Genomic DNA, 19,312 nt, shown 5'->3' with positions numbered 1-19,312 from the left:
CAACATGAAGTATGACCATATTTTAGTCCGTTTTGGTGAGATTTCAACAAAAGGGAAAAATAGAAAGAAATTTATTGAAAAACTAAGACAGCACATCCGGTTTGTATTAAAAGACTTTGAAGCATTAAAGTATGCATCTGACAGAGACCGCATTACGATCATGCTAAACGGAGAAGACCCTGAACCAATTTCAGAACAGCTTAAAGGTGTATTTGGCATTCAAAGCTTTAGCCTGGCTGTGAAATGTGAGACAAATCTTGATGCCATCAAAGAAGCGGCACTCTCAGCGGTTCAGGAAGTGTATGAACAAGGAAATACATTTAAGGTCTCAACGAAACGCTCTTATAAACAATTTGAGCTTGATTCAAATGAAATGAACCGAGAAATTGGTGGACATGTTCTAAGGAATACAGACAACTTAACCGTTAATGTGAAACAGCCAGATGTTCACTTGCGAATTGAAATAAGAGAACACGCGACGTACATTACATTTAAAGATGTAAAAGGTGCAGGCGGACTGCCAGTTGGTTCAAGCGGAAGAGCGATGCTAATGCTCTCTGGCGGCTTTGACAGCCCAGTGGCAGGCTATCAGGCAATGAAACGAGGCATTCAAATTGAAGCTGTTCATTTCTTTAGCCCACCTTATACAAGTGAACGTGCTAAGCAAAAGGTCATTGATCTAGCGGAATGCTTAGCTGCCTATGGAGGCGAAGTCAAGCTTCACATCGTTCCTTTTACAAAAATCCAAGAGCTCATTCACAAACAAGTACCAGAAAACTATACGATGACTTCAACGAGAAGAATGATGCTCAAAATTGCAGATAAAATAAGAGCCAAGCGTGATGCGCTTGCCATTATTACAGGGGAAAGCCTTGGTCAAGTGGCAAGTCAGACACTTGAAAGCATGTATGCCATTAATCATGTCACAAACACACCAATCATTCGACCGCTGATTGCCGTGGATAAGAATGACATTATCGAAGAAGCGAGACGAATTGGCACATATGAGACAAGCATTCAGCCATTTGAGGATTGTTGCACGATCTTTACGCCGCCATCTCCAAAAACAAAACCAAAACTTGAAAAAGTAGAACGCTACGAAAGCTTTGCTGAATTCGAGCCAATGCTTGATGAGGCAGTGGAGCAGATCGAAACAATCGTTGTCACAAATGAAAAGAAAGCAGCTGACAAATTCGCTGATTTATTCTAAATAAAAAATTTCATAATAATTACCATAAAATCAATCGCATGAAGTCATGTGTTTCTACACATTCTATATTCACAAGGAGGTGAGAACACATGGCTCAACAAAACAGACAAAGCAGTTCTAATCAATTAGTCGTTCCAGGCGCTGCACAAGCGATCGACCAAATGAAGTACGAAATCGCTTCAGAATTTGGCGTAAACCTTGGACCAGAAACAACAGCTCGCGCTAACGGATCAGTTGGTGGAGAAATCACTAAGCGTCTTGTATCTTACGCTCAACAACATATGGGTGGCGGATCTTTCTAAGACACACAATTAAAAAGCTATGGCTTATGAGCGGGTTTATTCCCGCTCTTTTTTTGTACATAAATTGTTAGAATATTTTTAAAAAAGAAGACGAAATGAAAAAATTATGGCATAATACTAGGAGTAGGTCCTAATTCAAGCATTTTTCAGTTATGAGTGTTAGAATAGGTAAATTGAAACATGATTCGTTTCATAGAAAGAGGCTAAAAGGAGCTGTACCATGAAAAGAGAAGACTTAATTGCACCAGAACAATATAACTTAGTCAGTGAGATTGAAGCGTTCAGTCATGACCAGGAGAAAATCGCCCTGCACTGGCAGGACGGGAATGGCCATGAAGCGCATGTGACATATGCAGCATTAGTAGAAGAGGCGAATAAAATTGGTCATGTTCTATTAAATGCAGGCTTTAAAAAAGGCGATAAAATCATTGTGATGGTGCCTCGTATGCTAGAGGCATACAGCATTTATTTAGCCATTCTAAAAACAGGAATGGTTGTGATTCCTTGTTCAGAAATGCTTCGCGCTAAAGATATAGATTACCGAATTGAACATGCAGAAGCAAAAGGAGCGATTGTTTACGCATCATTCATTCAATCGTTTGAAGGAACCAACCAGCCAAAAGATTTCAAAACATTCTCGATTGGTGAGAATGATCATGGCTGGACAAACATTGTTGCGCAAAAGGAAGAGCAGTCAAGCGAGTTGAAATTGGCAGACACAACAAGTACGGACATGGCGTTTCTCTCTTATACATCAGGCACAACAGGTAACCCAAAAGGGGTTGTTCATACACACGGCTGGGCGTATGCACATTTACGTACTGCGGCCAAAGCATGGCTCTCCATTAATGAAGGGGATAAAGTATGGGCAACAGCAGGACCGGGCTGGCAAAAATGGGTGTGGAGTCCTCTCTTATCTGTTTTAGGAAGCGGAGCAGAAGGTTTTGTTTATGGAGGGAAATTTAATCCGAATACGTACTTAGAGCTGCTTCAAAAAAATGAAATCAATGTTCTATGCTGTACACCAACAGAATATCGATTTATGGCAAAAGTGGATGACCTCAGTCAGTACGAGCTACCCAAATTGCATAGTGCTGTTTCTGCGGGAGAGCCGCTCAACCGTGAAGTCATCGATACGTTCAAAAAACATTTCGATATCGAAGTGCGAGATGGTTACGGGCAAACAGAAAGCACGCTGCTAGTCGGGGTGCTGAAAGGAATGGACATCAAGCCAGGTAGCATGGGCAAACCAACACCTGGCAATGAAGTAGAGATCATTGATGAGAATGGCCAGATCTGTGCTCCAGGAGAAATAGGTGACATTGCCGTTCATCTTGAAACGCCGGCTTTATTCAAGGAATACTACAAAGATGCAGAGCGTACAAAGGCGCAGCGCCGTGGGGATTACTTTATTACTGGTGACCGTGCGAAAAAAGATGAAGACGGGTATTTTTGGTTTGAAAGCCGCAGGGATGACATCATCGTCAGCTCAGGTTATACAATTGGCCCGTTTGAAGTCGAAGATGCACTGATTAAACACCCAGCCGTGAAAGAATGTGCTGTCGTGGCAAGTCCAGATGAAATCAGAGGATCAATCGTGAAAGCATACGTCGTCCTGCGTGATGCATCTACACAAAGCGATGAGCTGATTAAAGAACTGCAAACACACGTGAAAAATACAACAGCACCGTACAAATATCCAAGAGAAATCGAATTCATTGACGAGCTACCAAAAACTCCGTCAGCGAAAATTCGACGTGTCGAGCTGAGAGAAAGAGAGCTTGCACGAAAATCATCATAACAGTAGAAACAATAAGCGTCTGGATGGAAAATCATCCAGCGCTTTTTTTATTGGACAAATCAAATATGTAAAATTCGTTCATGATGTTTTATGTTAAAATGTGTAAGGATGACTTGAAAAGGAGAATGTTCTGAAAATGTCGATTGCGATAGTTCATGGGATTGTGCTTGCTTTTGGTCTTATTTTACCTTTGGGCGCACAAAATGTATTTGTATTTCAGCAAGGAGCCCTTCAGCCTCGATTATATCGCGTGCTGCCTGTGGTCATTACAGCTGCTCTCTGCGACACACTTTTAATTACTTTAGCTATCATTGGGGTTTCGGTTGTTGTACTCACCATTCCTATCTTGCAAATGGGTCTTTTTATCATTGGATTTTTCTTTTTACTTTATATGGGGTGGTCAGTTTGGAACACGAGCTCCGCAACAGGTAATCAAGAAAAGATGGACTTGATGCCTATGAGAAAACAAATCGTATTTGCCTGTTCCGTTTCACTTTTAAATCCTCACGCGATTCTCGATACAATAGGAGTGATAGGAACGAACTCTCTTCAATATCATGGGGCGGAAAAGGTGGCATTTACCGCAGCCTGTATCATTGTCTCGTGGTTATGGTTTATGGGTCTTGCCCTTCTTGGGAAAATGTTAGGTAAGCTAGATACAAACGGCAAGTGGATGAACCGGATCAATAAAGCCTCTGCGGTCATGATCTGGCTGGTTGCATTATATATCGCCTATCAGCTTATTGGATAAAGGATACATAGAGCAAAAGAGACGTGATGCATGAAAATGAGTGCTGAACATGTCATGGGAAAAAGCGTTGGATGGCTTTTTTATTGTCTACCATCTCGGGAGAAGCTTCAGTTACATCCTGTTCATTTTTATCAGACATGCTGACGGTTCAATTACCTGTAGGAAATGATCAAAATAGGATCTATGCTACATTATAAAAATGTAATTTAGAGGTTTTAAATGGCTCATAAAGAACAGCGTAAAGGGGCAGTGCTTGCTGTCTTTGATACATTGACGTTTGGTGTACCAGTTTTGCTGTGAAATTTATATAAGAATACGAATAAAACATAGTAGGTTTCATCACGTATCTTTTAGCATCTCTTTACTAATGTGTTCAAAAATCATTTGCATGAGCGATACGCTCATGCTTTTTTCATTCGATCATTTTTTGAAGATGGTTTGATTTAATAGACGGAGAGCTTGTACGATATCATCCATTTGATTTTGGTCAGAGGAAGAAAGGCTGTCCATGAGCATGGATTCAATTTGTTGAAATGCTTTGTCCATACACTCGCGGCCTTTTTTAGAGAGCATAATGACATGTTTTCGCTTGTCATCTTTATCTTCTTGTCTATCAATGAATTGTTTTTCGTGAAGCTTTTTCAATTCTCTGCTGACATTCGGAAGAGACATGTGCTGACAATCGGCGATTTCGCTAGGTGTTAGCGGCTCACTGACGGCTAACTGCTCCAGAATCAAATATTGTAGAGTGGTTAGATCAGATGGTTTGATCTTGCTCATCATAGCATGTTTCAGCTCAGAAAAAGTAGAAGCAAATGTGACAAACTCTTTGAAAAAATGTGGGTTTTTCATCCTGTTTCACCTCCTACGTACCATACCAAATTTATTATCAAAAAACAATTATCATTTGACAACTAAAAAAGAGGGGTGTATGCTTTTTGTTATCAAATGATAACTAAAGGAGATAAGCCATGAATGTACTCATTATTTATACTCACCCCCACCACAATAGTTTAAATGGTGCTTTTTTTAAAGAAATCCTAAAGGGCAGTGAAGAAAATCCAAACGTTCAAGAAGTGAGAATCATCGATTTATACCAAGACAAATTTGATCCTGTACTTATTTTTAATAAAGAGAAAAAAAGACGTGATATGCATAAGGACCCTGAGATTCAAGAATATCAAGAGAAAATCAAATGGGCAGACAACATCGTGTTTGTTTATCCGATTTGGTGGGGTAGGCCGCCAGCTATGTTGCTTGGTTTTATTGATCGCATGTTTGCAGCGAATTTTGCTTACCGTCAAACTGGCGGTCTGCTTCCAGAAGGCTTGTTAAAAGGAAAGAGGGCTGTATGTGTATCGACAATGCAAGGACCGACCCACTACCCTTTCTTCTTTTTGCAGAATGCCCACAAGGTGTTAATGAAACGAGCTCTTTTACAATATGTCGGGATTAAACCGGTGAAGTTCTTTGAATTTGGCATGATGGAAAGTCCAAAAGGGAAGCATGACGTGAAATTAAAACGGATATACAACTATTTTCGGAATATCAGCTCATAAAACCACATTCCTTGAGTCACTTTTCTTCTAATTTGAACCTGTTATGTCTTAAAATGACAGAGAGGGTGAGTGACTCATTCTCTTTATTTGAAAAGGGGGATATGGATGAAGAAAACATTGTTTAAAGATGCGGCTCTTATCACACTTGATCCATCTTTAGGTTTTCTGGAGAAGGGAGATCTATTAATTGAAGGGGCACATATTGTAGAAGTCGGACCTTCGATTGAAGCAAGCGGTGCTGATGTTGTGGATGCGTCTGACATGGTCATCATGCCAGGGCTTGTGGATACCCATCGTCATGTGTGGCAGTCTGTCATACGGGGGATCGGAACAGATTGGTCTTTGCAAACGTATTTGAGCAAAATTTATTATGGCAACTATGGGGCGATGAGACGTCCATCAGATGATCGAATTGCTAATTATTTAGGCGCATTAGAGGCATTAGATGCAGGAGTGACAACGTTTTTCGACTGGACGATGATCAATTCTATGGATCATACAGAAGAACTCATTGGAGGTTTAAAAGATGCGGGTATTCGAGCGGTCTTTGGTTTTGGTACCTCTGGAGATGCAGCGTATTGGGACAGAGAGAGTACGCTCACGAATATGGAAGACGCAGCCCGCGTGAAACAAAAACATTTTCAATCATCGGATCAGCTGTTGACGATGGGACTTGCCATTCGTGGACCTGAATTTTCTTCATGGGAGACGACCGTCTTTGAAATTGAAACAGCGAGATCACTAGATGCATTATGCAGTATGCACATTGGCTTTGGAAATTGGGGAGCGGCGGATCGATCGATTGAGCGGCTTCATCAAGCAGGGCTGCTCGGGCCTGATTTGAATATGGTGCATATCAATGCAATTGATGCAGATCAAATGAAGATGTTAGCTGACAGCGGAAGCTCCATCTCGATTACACCTGAGATTGAAATGATGATGGGACACGGATATCCTGTCACAGGGCTCGCCATTGAAAATGGCGTTCTGCCAACGCTTGGTGTAGATGTGGTGACAGCGACAGGCGGAGATTTATTTACCCAAATGAAATTCGGACTACAGGCGGAGCGGGCGATTCAAAATCAATCTTTATTGATGGAAGGGACGATGCCAGGGCCTGAACTTGGATTGTCTGCACAGCAAATGCTTGAAGCAGCCACTATAAACGGGGCTCGTGCCTTGAAGCTTGATGACAAAATCGGCTCACTCACACCTGGAAAAGAAGCTGATTTTATCTTGATCGATCGGACAAGCATGAATCTTCTTCCGATGACAGATCCAGCTGGGGCAGTTGTGCAAACGGCACACCCTTCAAATGTTGATTCTGTCTATGTGGCTGGAAAAGCAGTGAAACAAAATGGGAAGCTAGTTGGAGTGAACTTAGAAGAGGTCAAACAAAAAGCTTATGCGGCAAGAGATCATATTCTATCGCACAAGTTTGAATCAACGCCATCATAAACAAACAATCCCCATAGGCAGCTGCCTATGGGGATGAGATTACAAGGATTCTTTAATGACTTTTTTGTAATACTGGACAGATAGGAATCCGAAGATAGAATATAGCACCGTATAAATCGACATGACGATGAGCATTGGTGTCCACAGTTCACCGCCGAAGAAAAACCAGCCTGACTGTACTGCAAAGTAGCTGTGAAGCAACCCGACAACGAGCGGAATCCCAAAGTTAAATAGCTGTTTGAGCCGAATACCTTTTAATAGATCCTTCTCAGTAAAACCAAGCTTACGCAAGATCGTGTAAGAGCTTTGTTCTTCTTCACTTTCATTCATCTGCTTAAAGTATAAAATACAGCCTGATGTGACAAGGAAGCTGAGACCTAAAAATCCGACTACAAACATCATCAATCCGATGGTTTGTTTTTGCTGCTGAGCTGAAGCCAATTGAGACATGCTGTTGTCACCTAGTTTTAAAGAGTTAAACACGTTATTTGCTTTTTCAAGATTTTTTTTATCTTTTATATTGACTGCGATATATAGACTATTCTCAAATTGCAGATATTTCTGTTGGTCTAGCTGTAGCTTAGGATCCTTCTGTTGGTCTAGCTGCTCAAAAACATCTTGACTCACGACGGCAACAGGCAGACCGCCAAAAGTGAAGTTATAGGAAATGAGATAATCTTTTTTCAAATCCAAGACTTTCAAATCGAGCGGTTTCTTGATGAGAAGCTTCACATCGCCTGAGCTTTTAATCGGCATGAATTTCTTTAATAGATCACTGTAGCCGCTTAAAATCACTTCGTTGTTCCCCACATGAATATTTGGTGCGTTTTTCTCACTAATCACAGGCAGTGTCAGTATGCCGGGTTCATTATTCATATTTTTTAACTCTGCATCCATATCCATGAGTTTTTTTGCATCAAATTTTGCTCGAATCACTTTGACCTGCTTTAGATCATAAGCGATATGTTTGTCAGAAAGTGCACGAGTGAAGGTATCGGCATCATTCTTAGAACCCATAACGAAATGGGAAGGGATCTGTTGTTCAGCGGTTTTTTCTGCTGAGTAATAGGAAATGTAGCTTAAAGATAACAACCCGATGGCAAGCGCAGATACCGTTGTAATAATCGTTAAAAGCAGTGCGTTTGATTTTAACCGGAACATAATAGATGACAGAGACAGGACTTCATGAATGGCGAGATAGCCATTTTTTCGTTTGCGTACGATATTGGCAATGAACGAAACAGAGCCTTTATAGAAAAGAAAGGTACCGATAATGACAGAGGCTAGAATATAAATCATCGCTAAAAGTAACGCAAGCATGGACGTATATGTGCCGGTAAAAAGCTTAGAAGAAATATAATAGCCTGAGCTGATGAATGCAATGCCTAGAACCCCAATGATGATTTCAAACACAGAGATTTTTTTCACACGCTGTTCTGTAGAAGACGTGGTTCTAAATAAAGATAAAATCGTCTGTCTATTAATAAACCATCGATTTCTTAACATAATTAATCCATAGATGACGAAAAAGACGATCAGTGTCTGCAAAAGGGCCATGCCTGAAAAATGCAGGTTGGCGATGGCGTTCACGCCGGTTACTTTAAATAGCACCATCAGCATGAGTTTTGAACCGATAAATCCAGCTATGATACCAATAGCCATGGAGACCACATATAGGATAAAGTTTTCTGCATTGAGTAGTTTGGAAATTTTTTGTTTCGTCATGCCAATGAGCTGCAGGAGACCTATTTCTCTCCCTCTTCGTTTAATAAAAATGCTGTTCGCATATAACAGGAAGATTCCAACAATGGCAATGAGTAGTACTGAAGCGGCTTTAATCGACGCACCGCCCTTAATGGACCCCTTTACATCATCAAGTGCTGGTGAGTACTGCAAGGTGACAAAAGAAAAGTAGAGCGCCACACTAAATACAAGTGCAAACACGTATAAATAGTAATTTTTTAAGTTTTTCTTCAGATTGCGGAAGACGAGCTGATTAATGTTCATGCTTCACACCGCCTAAAACACCTTGCGTTTTCATAATATCCTCGAAAAACATCTTTCTCTCTAGAGCGCCTTTATTCAATTGTGTATAGATCTGTCCATCTTTGATAAAAATCACTCGTCTTGAATAACTGGCTGCAACAGGGTCATGCGTCACCATGACAATGGTTGCTTTGCGCTTGTGATTGAATTCTTGCAGCTTGTTCAGTAAGTCAGAAGCAGATTTGGAATCAAGTGCTCCAGTTGGTTCATCAGCAAAAATGAGGCTTGGTTCATGAATAAAGGCACGTACTGCAGATGTCCGTTGCTTTTGTCCACCAGACAGTTCATTTGGATATTTGTCTCTTAGTTCATAAATCCCCATATCCTCTGCAAGCTGTTGAAAGCGTTCAAAAGCTTCTTTTTTAGGCGTTTTGGAGATGGATAATGGCAAGAGGATGTTCTCTTTAACCGTGAGTGTATCAAGTAAGTTGTAATCCTGAAAAACAAAGCCAAGCTGTTTCTTTCTAAATTCAGCGAGCTGCTGATCTTTCATTTGCGTCATATCTGCATCTGCGATCCGAATCGATCCGCTGGACACATGATCAATCGATGACAATACGTTCAAAAGGGTCGTTTTCCCCGAGCCTGATGGCCCCATGATGCTGACAAATTCTCCAGCTTCTATCGTCAAATCAATGCCTTTCAGCACCTCTTGTTTATTGAATTTATTTCCATAGCTTTTATATAACTTGCGAGCTTCTAAAATGTTCATCTGTCGAACCCCTTTTTTATTTAATTGATATCTCTAGTATAAAAAGAAGCCGATCAGACTTCCTGCGATTTGGCGAACAAAACAGACGAGCATGTGACATTGTTGTCACATGCTTGTTTGATATGTCAAAGCCTTATGTAGAATTCAGATTGTTATTCAATTATTTTATCTGTTTTTCGCTATGATGTATCAAATTTCTTGTTTTTTTCTGATGAACCTTTACAGAGTATTTGATTTCATGTAAGATATGCATATCAAATATATGCATAGTAAATCTATGTATTAGAGGTGACGATGGATGAAAGTGAGTAAAGAGCTTCTAAAGGGGAGTACAGCTACCCTTATTTTAAGCTTGTTAAATGAAAAGCCGATGTATGGATATGAAATGATTAAGGAATTGGAGTCGAAATCCGAAGGGATTTTTAGCTTTAAAGAGGGGACGATATATCCTATTTTGCACACTTTGGAGGGGAAAGGATTCATTGTGTCTTACTGGGGTGAAGGGAATGGCAATCGAAAAAGGAAGTATTATCGGATTAATGAACAGGGCAAAGCGTTTATGAAGGAAAAGAAAGAAGAATGGACTGTGTTTAAAGATGCAGTAGATGGCGTTTTGAACGGGGAGAAAGTCGTATGGGACTAGAGAAAAAGTTTGAACAATATATCAAAAATGTGTGTAAACGAATCAAAAATAAAGACGTACATGCAAGTATAAAGCTTGAGCTTCGTGATCATTTATACACGCTGAAAGAGGAAGCGGTCAGTGCGGGCATGTCAGAAGAAGAGGCGGTAGATCAAGCGCTCGATCAAATTGGAGATGCAGCCATACTCGGAATGCAGCTTCATGAAACACACAAAACTCAAGTTGACTTTAAAACGATACTTCTTGTATTAGCTACTTGTTTATTTGGGCTGTTTGTAATGTATTATTTTCAGTTTCATTCTCATTTACTTCATTTTCAAGACACGAATATCTTTTATAAAAGTCTCATTTACTATGTATTTGGTCTTGCGTTGATGCTTGGACTGTTTGCTTTTGATTATCGGCGCTTTTTACCCTATTCATGGCATTTATACATAGGAACGATTGGAATGCTGATTCTTACAATGATGATTGGGACAAGAGTGAACGGTATTCTCTTTTTAAGCTTAAATAATGGATCGATCAATCTGACTGAAATTTTTCCATTTCTGATGATTATTTCGTTAGCTGGCATTTATCAATCTTGGAATTGGAAGAATGGTTTCAAGTCCTGGCTAGGGTTAGCGATTGTCACTTTACCCATTATTTTATTACATATAGTCGGATCTCTTTCTGCAACCATCACCTTTATGGTCATATGCATAACGATGATGTATGTATCTCATGCAAGAATGAGACAGCTTATTCCGTTTACAGCAGCAGGTATTGTCTATCTCATTGTTCAATTATTTTCTCTGTATCAAGCTGATATGGCCCACTTTTACCAATACTCACTTCATGAATTTAGCTCAAATGGTTTTCAAATAAATCCGTACGCATTGTATGATGTTCACACTGATTGGATGTTGACGTATATCATTTATTCATTCGGATGGTTTGCAGGATTGGCCGTTCTTATGTTGTTTGTGACTTTGATTTATAGAGTAGTTCATACAGCGAAACGAGTTCAATCTGCTTATGGCAAAATATTAATGATTGGTTTGGCAACCACATTTGCAGCAAAATTTATCTTAAGTATTTTCACAAACTTTGGATTATTGCCTATATCAGGAGTTTCCATGCCTTTTATGAGCTATGGGGGATCTCATATTCTTCTAGAAATGATGTCAGTCGGGCTGCTAATGAGTATTTATAGAAGGAAACAGCTAGGAGAAATATGCCGTGAAGTAGCGTGATATGGCTGTATAAAATCACCCAATCTCTTCAATGCATCGTTGGATGAAGAGATTGGGTTTCTTGAACTGTATGTTCACATGCTTGCAATATGCACAAAATCATTCTTTTTCGGAAAAATAAAGGTGAAAGTTGTCCCTTGATCTAATGTGGAGTTGACCTCGATCGTGATATGAAGAGCGTCAGCTCCCTTTTTTGTTAAATAGAGCCCCATGCCTGTGGAGGCCGTGTCATTGTGATGTCTTGTGGAGGTAAAGCCTTTTTCAAAAATACGGGACACGTCTCTTGGGTCAATTCCTCTGCCTTGATCTGTGATGGTGAGCACCACTTGTTCGTTCATTTGTTTGCTTTCGATGATAATGTCAGATGATTGGCTGTACTTGACGGCGTTTGTCAGCACTTGTCTGATCATAAAGGATAACCATTTTGTATCACTTAATACATCTCGCTCTTCTAATAAAAGGTCAAAGCCAATTCCTTTTTGCATACACCACGATTGGAGCGCTTTGATTTCTTTCGTTAGCATGTTTTGGAGATCCAGTTTTTCAATAAATAAATCATTTTCAATATGTTGGATCCTGCTCTGATGCAGCTGTGCATCAAGGAGTAAATGTATTCTAAGCCATTCATAGGTCATATTTGATTTGAGCGGCTGTTCTGTTATGCGGTCAATCATTAAGTGCATCGCCGTGAGCGGCGTTTTCACCTCATGTATCCATGAGAGCAGTTCATCTTTTTCTTCTTCCAGCGCAGTCTTTTGCTTAGCCGTCATCTGGCGGTATCGGTCGATTTGCTCTGACGCTGCCTCCTGTACAATTTGTTCAAAGGGGGAAGAGGGTTTGAGACGCATTTGATGGTCTATATTTTCATCCCATTCTTTCAGTTGCATGTAATAAGCAGTTTCTTTCCGGTAACGAAAAAAAAGAAAAACAATGAAGAGTAATGTAGACAAAAGCACGATATAAAAAAGAGAAGCGAGTGGAATCGTTGTATCCAAATATGCAACAAAGAGAATGAGAAGCTGCAAACTAAGAAAGAACAAGATCCAGCTTCTTCGTTCTTTTAGAAATGCTTGCAGCATCATTGATCATCCTTTTCTTTTGCAAGATAACCTTGACCCACCTTTGTTTCAATGAAGGTGCCAAGGGAGATTTCGTCTAGTTTTTTTCTAAGGCGGTTGACGTTTACAGTGAGTGTATTGTCACTCACGAATCGTTCATCGTCCCATAAAGCTTGGATGAGAGATTCCCTTTTGACGATATGGTTTTTATGCTGAATCAATTCTTTGAGAATAAAAAACTCATTTTTTGTTAATTCAATCTCACCGTTTTCATTTGTCACTGTATTATTTTCGAGATCAAGGGTAGCGCCGCACCAGACTTTTAAGTTGGCTGGTTCCGCATTGTAATCATGGACTCGGCGAAGAACAGCACTTACTTTGGCGATGAGAACGTCAAAGTGAAAGGGCTTTTGTACAAAATCATCAGCTCCAAGCTGCATCGACATGACCATATCAGCAGGGTGATCACGAGAGGAAAGAAAGATGATGGGCACATTAGAATGATGCCGAATCATGCGGCACCAATGAAAGCCATCATACTTTGGCAGCTGAATATCAATAATGACTAAATCAGGCTGGATGGAAGTGAACTCCTGCATGACCTGTTGAAAATTGTTGATCCCATACACATCATAAGACCAGTTGACTAAACGTTCTTTGATTTCTTGGAAGAGGGTTGTATCATCCTCAATCAGCAAAATTTTAAACAAAACGAGCACCACACTTTTTGAATTACTTGTACATTATTGTAGCGGAAAATAGGCACTCCCGCTAGAAGCAGACAGCAAAAAAGCAAGGGAAGAGATCCCTTGCTTCGGTTTATTTACCTAAAAAGTGCTTTTTAAAGAATGATAATTGATATTCAAGTGTGAGCGGGTCATTAAAGTAAAACTCTTCCGCATTTGCTTCATACACACGATGTTTTTTCACAGCAGGAATGGACTTATAGATTTCACTGTTTTGATAGGAATTGTCCATTTCGCTGTTTTTGCTAATGATCATATAGTCTCCGGCAAATTCAGGGATGACCTCTTGTGATACCGCATAATAACCAGCTTTTAATGCTTTTTCTTTTACTTTTTCAGGCATTTTTAGTTTCATTGCTTGGTAGAGGATTTCTGTTCCGCGTCCCCATGCATCTCCAAAGACGTAAAGATCTTTTGTGCCGCTTTCAAAGACAGATACGGTTGCATCTTCACCGATTTTTGCTTTGATTTCTTTGCCAGCTTCAGCTGCACGCTGTTTGAAATCCTTGACCCATGCTTTTGCTTCTTTTTCTTTGTTTAAGACTTTTCCAATTTCAATATGCTGCTGAAGGTAATCGACTTTGTTATACGTGAATAAAACAGTTGGGGCGATTTTTTTTAGTTTTTCTACATTTTTTGCACCGCTTAAACCAATGATGACATCAGGCTTTAGCTTCATGATTTTTTCTACATTTTCATCTGATACTTCTTCCACATTTTTTAATTTCTTTTTGAAACGTGGATTCTTTTTTGACCAAGAGTCAACACCCACAAGGTTCACACCAAGTGACAAGACATTTCCTGTATAAGAGGCGAGAACAACAACACGTTTTGGATTTGCTGGCAACTTCACAGGTCCATTTTCAGATTGATATGTAATCGTGTCTGACGTTGATTGATTTTTTCCCTTATTTGAGGAAGAGTTGCTGCTATTGCCACATGCGCTCAACGCAAGTACGAAGATGAGCATCAGAGGGAACAATATTTTCTTCATGAATGTAGACTCCTTTGAAATCGGCACATAAGCCGTGTATTTGGTTGTATGAGTGATAATGATAATTATTATCACTCAGATATCATACCATAGATGTGAGGTTTGTTGTCAATGATATTTTAGCAGTGGATAGAGGAATTCGGATAGAAAGAAAAAAAGATCAAGGCAGTGTCTGACCTGATCTTTTTTCTTATTTAAACCAGCCTTTTTCTTTGGAACGAGTGATGGCTTCAATTCGGTTTTTGACTTCTAGTTTATCTAAAATAACGGATATGTAGTTTCGGACAGTGCCGCTTTTTATGCTGAGTTCCTTGGCGATTTCTTTTGTGTTTTTTCCGTCTGCGACGAGTTCTAGAACCGACTTTTCTCGTTCAGTTAAAGGATTTTCGTCGCAATACAAGTCTTCCATTAATTCAGGGGCGTACACCTTTTTCCCTTTCATCACGCTGCGGATGGCACTTGCCAAATCCTCGCTTGGGCTGTCTTTCAGCATGTAGCCGCTAACGCCAGCTTTCAGCGCTCTTTGAAAATAGCCAGAACGGGCAAAGGTAGTTAAAATGATGATCTTCACATCAGACTTTTTGAGTTCTTCAGCGGCATCGAGCCCAGATTTTCCTGGCATCTCAATATCCATTAAACAAATGTCGACCGGGTGTTTTTTAGCAAAATCTATGGCGTCCTGGCCGTTTGTGCCTTTTCCAACAACCGTCATATCGTCTTCTAAATCGAGAAGCGATCCAAGAGCACCGAGCAGCATTTGCTGATCCTCTGCGATAAAGATGTTAATCATTTTATTTCCTCCTTATCTTTCGCTGCTGAATCATTTGGAATGCTCATGATCAGCTTCGTCCCGTTTTTTGTCTCAATGTGCAGGCGTCCATTTGCAAATTCCAATCTTTCTCTAATCCCTAAAAGGCCATGTCCCTTCGTTTGAGAGGATGGATCACCGCCTTTAAATGTGCCGTTATCCTCAACTGTAATGACAGCTTCCTTTGACTTTTGATGAATGGTGATTTGACAGACAGTGGCGTCGCTATGTTTGACGACATTCGTCACGGCCTCTTTGATGCACATGCTCACAATGTTTTCGTTCAGAAGAGAGATGTGTTTCGGCGCTTCCTTTTCATCATAAATCATGTCAATATCGGCGGCTTCAAGGATTTGCTTGATATTCAATATCTCATCTTTGATCCGAATACCTTTCATGGAAGAAACAATTTTCCGCACTTCATTTAGAGACGTTCTAGCTGTCTGCTGAACACTCTTTAGTTCGGCACGAGCCTGTTCAGGATCTTTATACACGAGCTTACGGGCAAGGTCACTCTTTAATCCAATGAGAGAGAGTTTTTGTCCAAGTGTGTCATGCAGATCGCGAGCAATTCGCTGTCTTTCTTCAAGTTTGACAAGATCGGCGATCCGTTCATTGGCATATTCTAATTTCTCTTCTAGCCGTTCACGTTCCTTCCTGCTTCGAATGCTAAGAGGGAGGAGGATGGCGCTGATCAGTGTAATCACGACAAACGGAATTTGTGTGAGAAACCAGCCCTTTTTTAAGATCAGGCTAAAATTCACCGCTACGGCAGCGCTCCCTAGATGAATATAGTATAAGATATAGAAAGGGACTTTTCTTTTGATATGCCCGTTGAAATAGGCGATACAAAAAGCAAAATAAATGTAGCTATAGAGCATCACATAACCAGTCGAAATGGCGATTAATAGAAGGCCGAATACATATAACGACCAGCCCTTTGAGACAAAGGCAAAACGGTAGACCGCAAAAAAAACGACGTTTAAGATAATGCCGATCACAATGCTTAAAGTCGAAGGGGTCTTAAAGATAAAATAAAAGGGCAGGATGAAAAAAATCGCCCAAATATATGGGGAAATCCCATGCAGTTTTTGAATTTTAAGTTGTTTTTTCATCCGTGATTCACCTTTTTCATTTTTTCAGTCTTTTTCACTACTTTATCAAATTGAACAGGTGACTGCATCCTGCAAATACAACAAGCTCCTTCTATTGTAAGAAAGAGCTTGCGCCAATTATGCATTCTTCTTCAGAATGTCTCCTTTTATGACAGGGGTGATTCTAATCTGACGTGCTTCTTTAAAGGTCACAAATGCTTTCGTCTCTTCATCCCATAGTCTGAATTTCATCGACTCAATACTAGTCTTTAACGTGATGGTTGGCACATTTTTAAGTGGTTCACTGTGTTCATGGGCATGTTCTAAATGATAATTCGGTACCCTCGGGCTTAAATGATGGACATGGTGGTAACCAATATTGCCTGTTAACCATTGAAGAAGTTTTGGCAATTTGTAAAAAGAACTGCCTTCTACAGCTGCCTGCACATAATTCCAATGTTCATCTGCTTCAAAGTAAGAATCTTCAAATGTATGCTGCACATAAAATAACCATACACCGATTGACCCTGAGATCAGGAAGATTGGACCTTGGACAAGCAGGAACTCCTGCCAGCCAAAAAGAAGACACGTTGCAGTTGCTAGCGCAATGATGCTCACGTTTGTGAAATACGTGTTCCAGCGCTCTTTTTTACGAGCATTTTTGACGTTGAAACGGTTTTTTAAGAGAAAAACAAAGATCGGTCCTAAAATAAACATCACAAAAGGATTACGGTAAAATCTGTAGCGAAATTTCGTCCAAGCTGATGCTTCTTGATATTCTTTGACTGTCAGGAGCCAAATGTCGCCAGTACCTCGTTTGTCTAGATTACTGCTTGTGGCATGGTGAATTGAATGATCTCTTTGCCATTGAAGATAAGGGAAAAGGGTGAGTACGCCCGTTACAAATCCGAACAGGTGATTTAGCGGCTTCTGTTTAAAAAAGGATTGATGGCAGCAGTCGTGAAAAATAATAAAGACACGCACTAAAAATCCAGCTGCAATCACCGCAAAGAAGAGGGTTAAAAGGTAGGAGATGTTCAGGCTATAATAGGCAAGAAACCAAAGCCCCAAAAATGGAATGAATGTATTAAAGAGTTGAATGATACTTTTTTTCGAATTAGCACCAGAGAATTGGCCAACTTGTTTTCTTAAAGTGGCTTGCTGCTGTGTGTTGGTTGAAGTCGTCATGAACGTTCAAGTCCTTTCCGTTTCTTTCTACTTCAAAGTATAGAAGGAAAGGTGTCATGCTCATAGTAGCACCCATCATGTATTCAATATGACATTTGTCATGTTGGACGCGGGAAAGGCTGATGGTTCAAGGGTTGTAAGCTTATTTTATTTTAAATAAAAAAAGTAAAGGCGCTTAGCCTTCACTTTTTATGCACGTGCTTCATGTACTTTTAACTGCTTGCCTTTAATCGTTGTGTGCCGCATGGCTTTTAGCACAAGAGGGCCTTTGCCATTTAAAATATCTACATATGTTTTCGTTTCCTGAATGGTAATAATCCCGATGTCATCAAACGCAACGCCGTCTATTTTGGCGATCGTTCCAACGAAATCAACTGCCCGGAGTTTCTTTTTCTTCCCGCCATTAAAATACAGCTTCATAATATCTTTTTCTATGCCGGCCTGCTTATTTTCCTTTTGAATCGGTGTTTCAATTTTTTCTTCAAAGCTTGCCACATGCTGTTCTGCTTCTTCTTTTGTAGGATAAGGCTGAATTTGAAAATGAATGCCAGCTTCCTCTTTTAATTCTTCAATGAGCGGCTGCCCGTGCCTTGTCATAAACGCAATCGTTTTTCCGCTTTTACCCGCTCTGCCAGTTCTTCCAGTCCGGTGAATGTAGCGTTCTTTTTCATATGGCAAGTCGTAATGAATGACATGTGTCATATCACTGACATCAATTCCTCGGGCTGCAATATCTGTTGCGATCAAATAACGGAATTCCCCGTTTTTGAATTCATCCATGACGGCAAAGCGGTCTTCCTGCCTCATCCCGCCATGAATCTTATCGCAAGGAACATCCCACTCATCCAGCTTCATCGTCAGCTCATTCACTCGCTCCTGCGTATTGCAAAAAATGATACAGCTATCTGGATTTTCAATAACAATCGTTCGTTGAAGTAATGAAAACTTGCCTTCTTCCTCGGTTTCAATCAACGTGTGGGTGATTTGCTGCTTCGTCGTTTCCTCCCGAGCAATCTCTATCACTTTTGGCGATTGTAAAAACTGCTCACTCAAATCCTTCATTTCATCAGACATCGTCGCTGAAAATAACATCGACATCCGCTTTGGCGGCAGATGCTGAATAATAGAAGAGACTTGATCAATAAATCCCATGTTCAGCATTTCGTCTGCTTCATCTAACACAAAAAATGACAGATTGTCTAAAGAAAGTGTCCCTTTTTCAAGGTGATCCAATATTCGTCCTGGCGTTCCGCACACAATGTGGTTCTTTTGTGCAAGCTCTATTTTTTGTGCTTGAAATGGAGCTTTTCCATAAATGGCGGCCGCTTTGATTCGTTTAAATCGTCCGAGGCTGGTCAGATCCTGTTTGACCTGCATGGCAAGTTCTCTTGTTGGGACGAGGATGAGGGCTTGAGGTTTATTCTCAGCCCAATCCACCATTTCACAAATTGGCAGACCGTAGGCTGCTGTTTTGCCACTGCCTGTCTGAGATTTGACAATGAGGTCCTGCTTTGAAAAAGCAACGGATAATGTCTCGTGCTGGACGGGTGTAGGTGTATGGAAATGAAGCGCTTCTAGCGCTTGTTTCAATTCATCGCTTAATGGATATTGATCAAAATGTTGTAATGGCATCGTGTTCTCCTTTTCGTACATGTATACTTGTGACATCATACCATATCTTTTCAAAGACACCATGACCTTGAATGA

18 protein-coding genes are annotated in these 19,312 nt (G+C 40.3%); 8 read left to right on the top strand and 10 right to left on the bottom strand.

Annotated elements, in window-relative coordinates:
- Nucleotides 1-4 precede the first annotated feature (4 nt).
- The 4 genes from thiI to NSQ11_RS13530 all read left to right on the top strand — a co-directional run bounded on the left by thiI (nt 5) and on the right by NSQ11_RS13530 (nt 4,064).
- Nucleotides 5-1,210, top strand: a complete 1,206-nt coding sequence (thiI, locus tag NSQ11_RS13545) for a tRNA uracil 4-sulfurtransferase ThiI (protein WP_007501769.1) — start codon at nt 5-7, stop codon at nt 1,208-1,210.
- Nucleotides 1,211-1,299: 89 nt separating this feature from the next.
- The gene (locus tag NSQ11_RS13540) at nt 1,300-1,512 is read left to right on the top strand and encodes an alpha/beta-type small acid-soluble spore protein (protein ID WP_003216385.1); all 213 of its coding nucleotides are present in this window, start codon (nt 1,300-1,302) and stop codon (nt 1,510-1,512) included.
- Nucleotides 1,513-1,732: 220 nt separating this feature from the next.
- The gene (locus NSQ11_RS13535) at nt 1,733-3,313 is read left to right on the top strand and encodes an acyl--CoA ligase (RefSeq protein WP_116307265.1); all 1,581 of its coding nucleotides are present in this window, start codon (nt 1,733-1,735) and stop codon (nt 3,311-3,313) included.
- 136 nt (nt 3,314-3,449) lie between these two features.
- Entirely contained in the window at nt 3,450-4,064 is a 615-nt protein-coding gene (locus NSQ11_RS13530) for a LysE/ArgO family amino acid transporter (protein WP_116307263.1), read from the top strand.
- A 420-nt stretch (nt 4,065-4,484) separates the two neighbouring features.
- On the opposite strand, the gene NSQ11_RS13525 is transcribed toward NSQ11_RS13530, so the two are convergent.
- Nucleotides 4,485-4,916 carry a MarR family transcriptional regulator gene (locus NSQ11_RS13525; protein ID WP_081114431.1) on the bottom strand — a complete coding sequence of 144 codons (432 nt, stop codon included), beginning with the start codon at nt 4,914-4,916 and terminating at the stop codon, nt 4,485-4,487.
- A gap of 119 nt (nt 4,917-5,035) precedes the next feature.
- On the opposite strand from NSQ11_RS13525, the gene NSQ11_RS13520 reads away from it, so the two are divergent.
- Together NSQ11_RS13520 and NSQ11_RS13515 are read left to right on the top strand one after the other, a co-directional pair.
- The gene (locus NSQ11_RS13520) at nt 5,036-5,623 is read left to right on the top strand and encodes an NAD(P)H-dependent oxidoreductase (protein ID WP_048002746.1); all 588 of its coding nucleotides are present in this window, start codon (nt 5,036-5,038) and stop codon (nt 5,621-5,623) included.
- Nucleotides 5,624-5,728: 105 nt separating this feature from the next.
- Nucleotides 5,729-7,081, top strand: a complete 1,353-nt coding sequence (locus NSQ11_RS13515) for an amidohydrolase family protein (protein WP_046526493.1) — start codon at nt 5,729-5,731, stop codon at nt 7,079-7,081.
- Nucleotides 7,082-7,120: 39 nt separating this feature from the next.
- Here NSQ11_RS13515 and NSQ11_RS13510 read toward each other — a convergent pair whose 3' ends face one another.
- Together NSQ11_RS13510 and NSQ11_RS13505 are read right to left on the bottom strand one after the other, a co-directional pair.
- Nucleotides 7,121-9,088 carry an ABC transporter permease gene (locus NSQ11_RS13510; protein WP_342501126.1) on the bottom strand — a complete coding sequence of 656 codons (1,968 nt, stop codon included), beginning with the start codon at nt 9,086-9,088 and terminating at the stop codon, nt 7,121-7,123.
- On the bottom strand, nt 9,078-9,839 hold the full coding sequence (locus NSQ11_RS13505; protein WP_017358290.1) for an ABC transporter ATP-binding protein: 762 nt from the start codon (nt 9,837-9,839) through the stop codon (nt 9,078-9,080). The genes NSQ11_RS13510 and NSQ11_RS13505 overlap by 11 nt, the downstream gene beginning before the upstream one ends.
- A 298-nt stretch (nt 9,840-10,137) precedes the next feature.
- Between NSQ11_RS13505 and NSQ11_RS13500 the strand changes: the two genes are divergently transcribed.
- Together NSQ11_RS13500 and NSQ11_RS13495 are read left to right on the top strand one after the other, a co-directional pair.
- Nucleotides 10,138-10,482, top strand: a complete 345-nt coding sequence (locus NSQ11_RS13500; protein WP_035391131.1) for a PadR family transcriptional regulator — start codon at nt 10,138-10,140, stop codon at nt 10,480-10,482.
- Nucleotides 10,473-11,717 (top strand): FtsW/RodA/SpoVE family cell cycle protein, encoded by a 1,245-nt coding sequence (locus tag NSQ11_RS13495; protein WP_046344207.1) that lies wholly within the window; start codon nt 10,473-10,475, stop codon nt 11,715-11,717. The genes NSQ11_RS13500 and NSQ11_RS13495 overlap by 10 nt, the downstream gene beginning before the upstream one ends.
- 74 nt (nt 11,718-11,791) lie before the next feature.
- Here NSQ11_RS13495 and NSQ11_RS13490 read toward each other — a convergent pair whose 3' ends face one another.
- The 7 genes from NSQ11_RS13490 to NSQ11_RS13460 form a co-directional block, all read right to left on the bottom strand.
- Nucleotides 11,792-12,796, bottom strand: coding sequence for a sensor histidine kinase (locus NSQ11_RS13490; RefSeq protein WP_019743716.1), 1,005 nt, complete (start codon nt 12,794-12,796; stop codon nt 11,792-11,794).
- A complete protein-coding gene (locus tag NSQ11_RS13485) occupies nt 12,796-13,485 on the bottom strand; it encodes a response regulator transcription factor (protein WP_017358287.1) in 690 nt (229 codons plus the stop codon). Before NSQ11_RS13485 ends, NSQ11_RS13490 begins: the two co-directional genes overlap by 1 nt.
- 109 nt (nt 13,486-13,594) lie before the next feature.
- Nucleotides 13,595-14,515, bottom strand: coding sequence for an iron-hydroxamate ABC transporter substrate-binding protein (locus tag NSQ11_RS13480; protein WP_046344205.1), 921 nt, complete (start codon nt 14,513-14,515; stop codon nt 13,595-13,597).
- 190 nt (nt 14,516-14,705) lie between these two features.
- Nucleotides 14,706-15,305 (bottom strand): response regulator transcription factor, encoded by a 600-nt coding sequence (locus NSQ11_RS13475; RefSeq protein ID WP_017358285.1) that lies wholly within the window; start codon nt 15,303-15,305, stop codon nt 14,706-14,708.
- Nucleotides 15,302-16,438, bottom strand: a complete 1,137-nt coding sequence (locus NSQ11_RS13470) for a sensor histidine kinase (protein ID WP_144610551.1) — start codon at nt 16,436-16,438, stop codon at nt 15,302-15,304. Before NSQ11_RS13470 ends, NSQ11_RS13475 begins: the two co-directional genes overlap by 4 nt.
- 117 nt (nt 16,439-16,555) lie before the next feature.
- Entirely contained in the window at nt 16,556-17,605 is a 1,050-nt protein-coding gene (locus tag NSQ11_RS13465) for a fatty acid desaturase (protein ID WP_025207785.1), read from the bottom strand.
- 189 nt (nt 17,606-17,794) lie between these two features.
- Nucleotides 17,795-19,237 carry a DEAD/DEAH box helicase gene (locus NSQ11_RS13460; protein WP_017367842.1) on the bottom strand — a complete coding sequence of 481 codons (1,443 nt, stop codon included), beginning with the start codon at nt 19,235-19,237 and terminating at the stop codon, nt 17,795-17,797.
- Nucleotides 19,238-19,312: the final 75 nt, after the last annotated feature.

It is taken from the genome of Bacillus sp. FSL W7-1582 (assembly GCF_038593325.1).
GTDB classification, from domain to species: domain Bacteria; phylum Bacillota; class Bacilli; order Bacillales; family Bacillaceae; genus Bacillus; species Bacillus altitudinis.
This window is presented reverse-complemented; position numbering and strand designations above follow the sequence as displayed.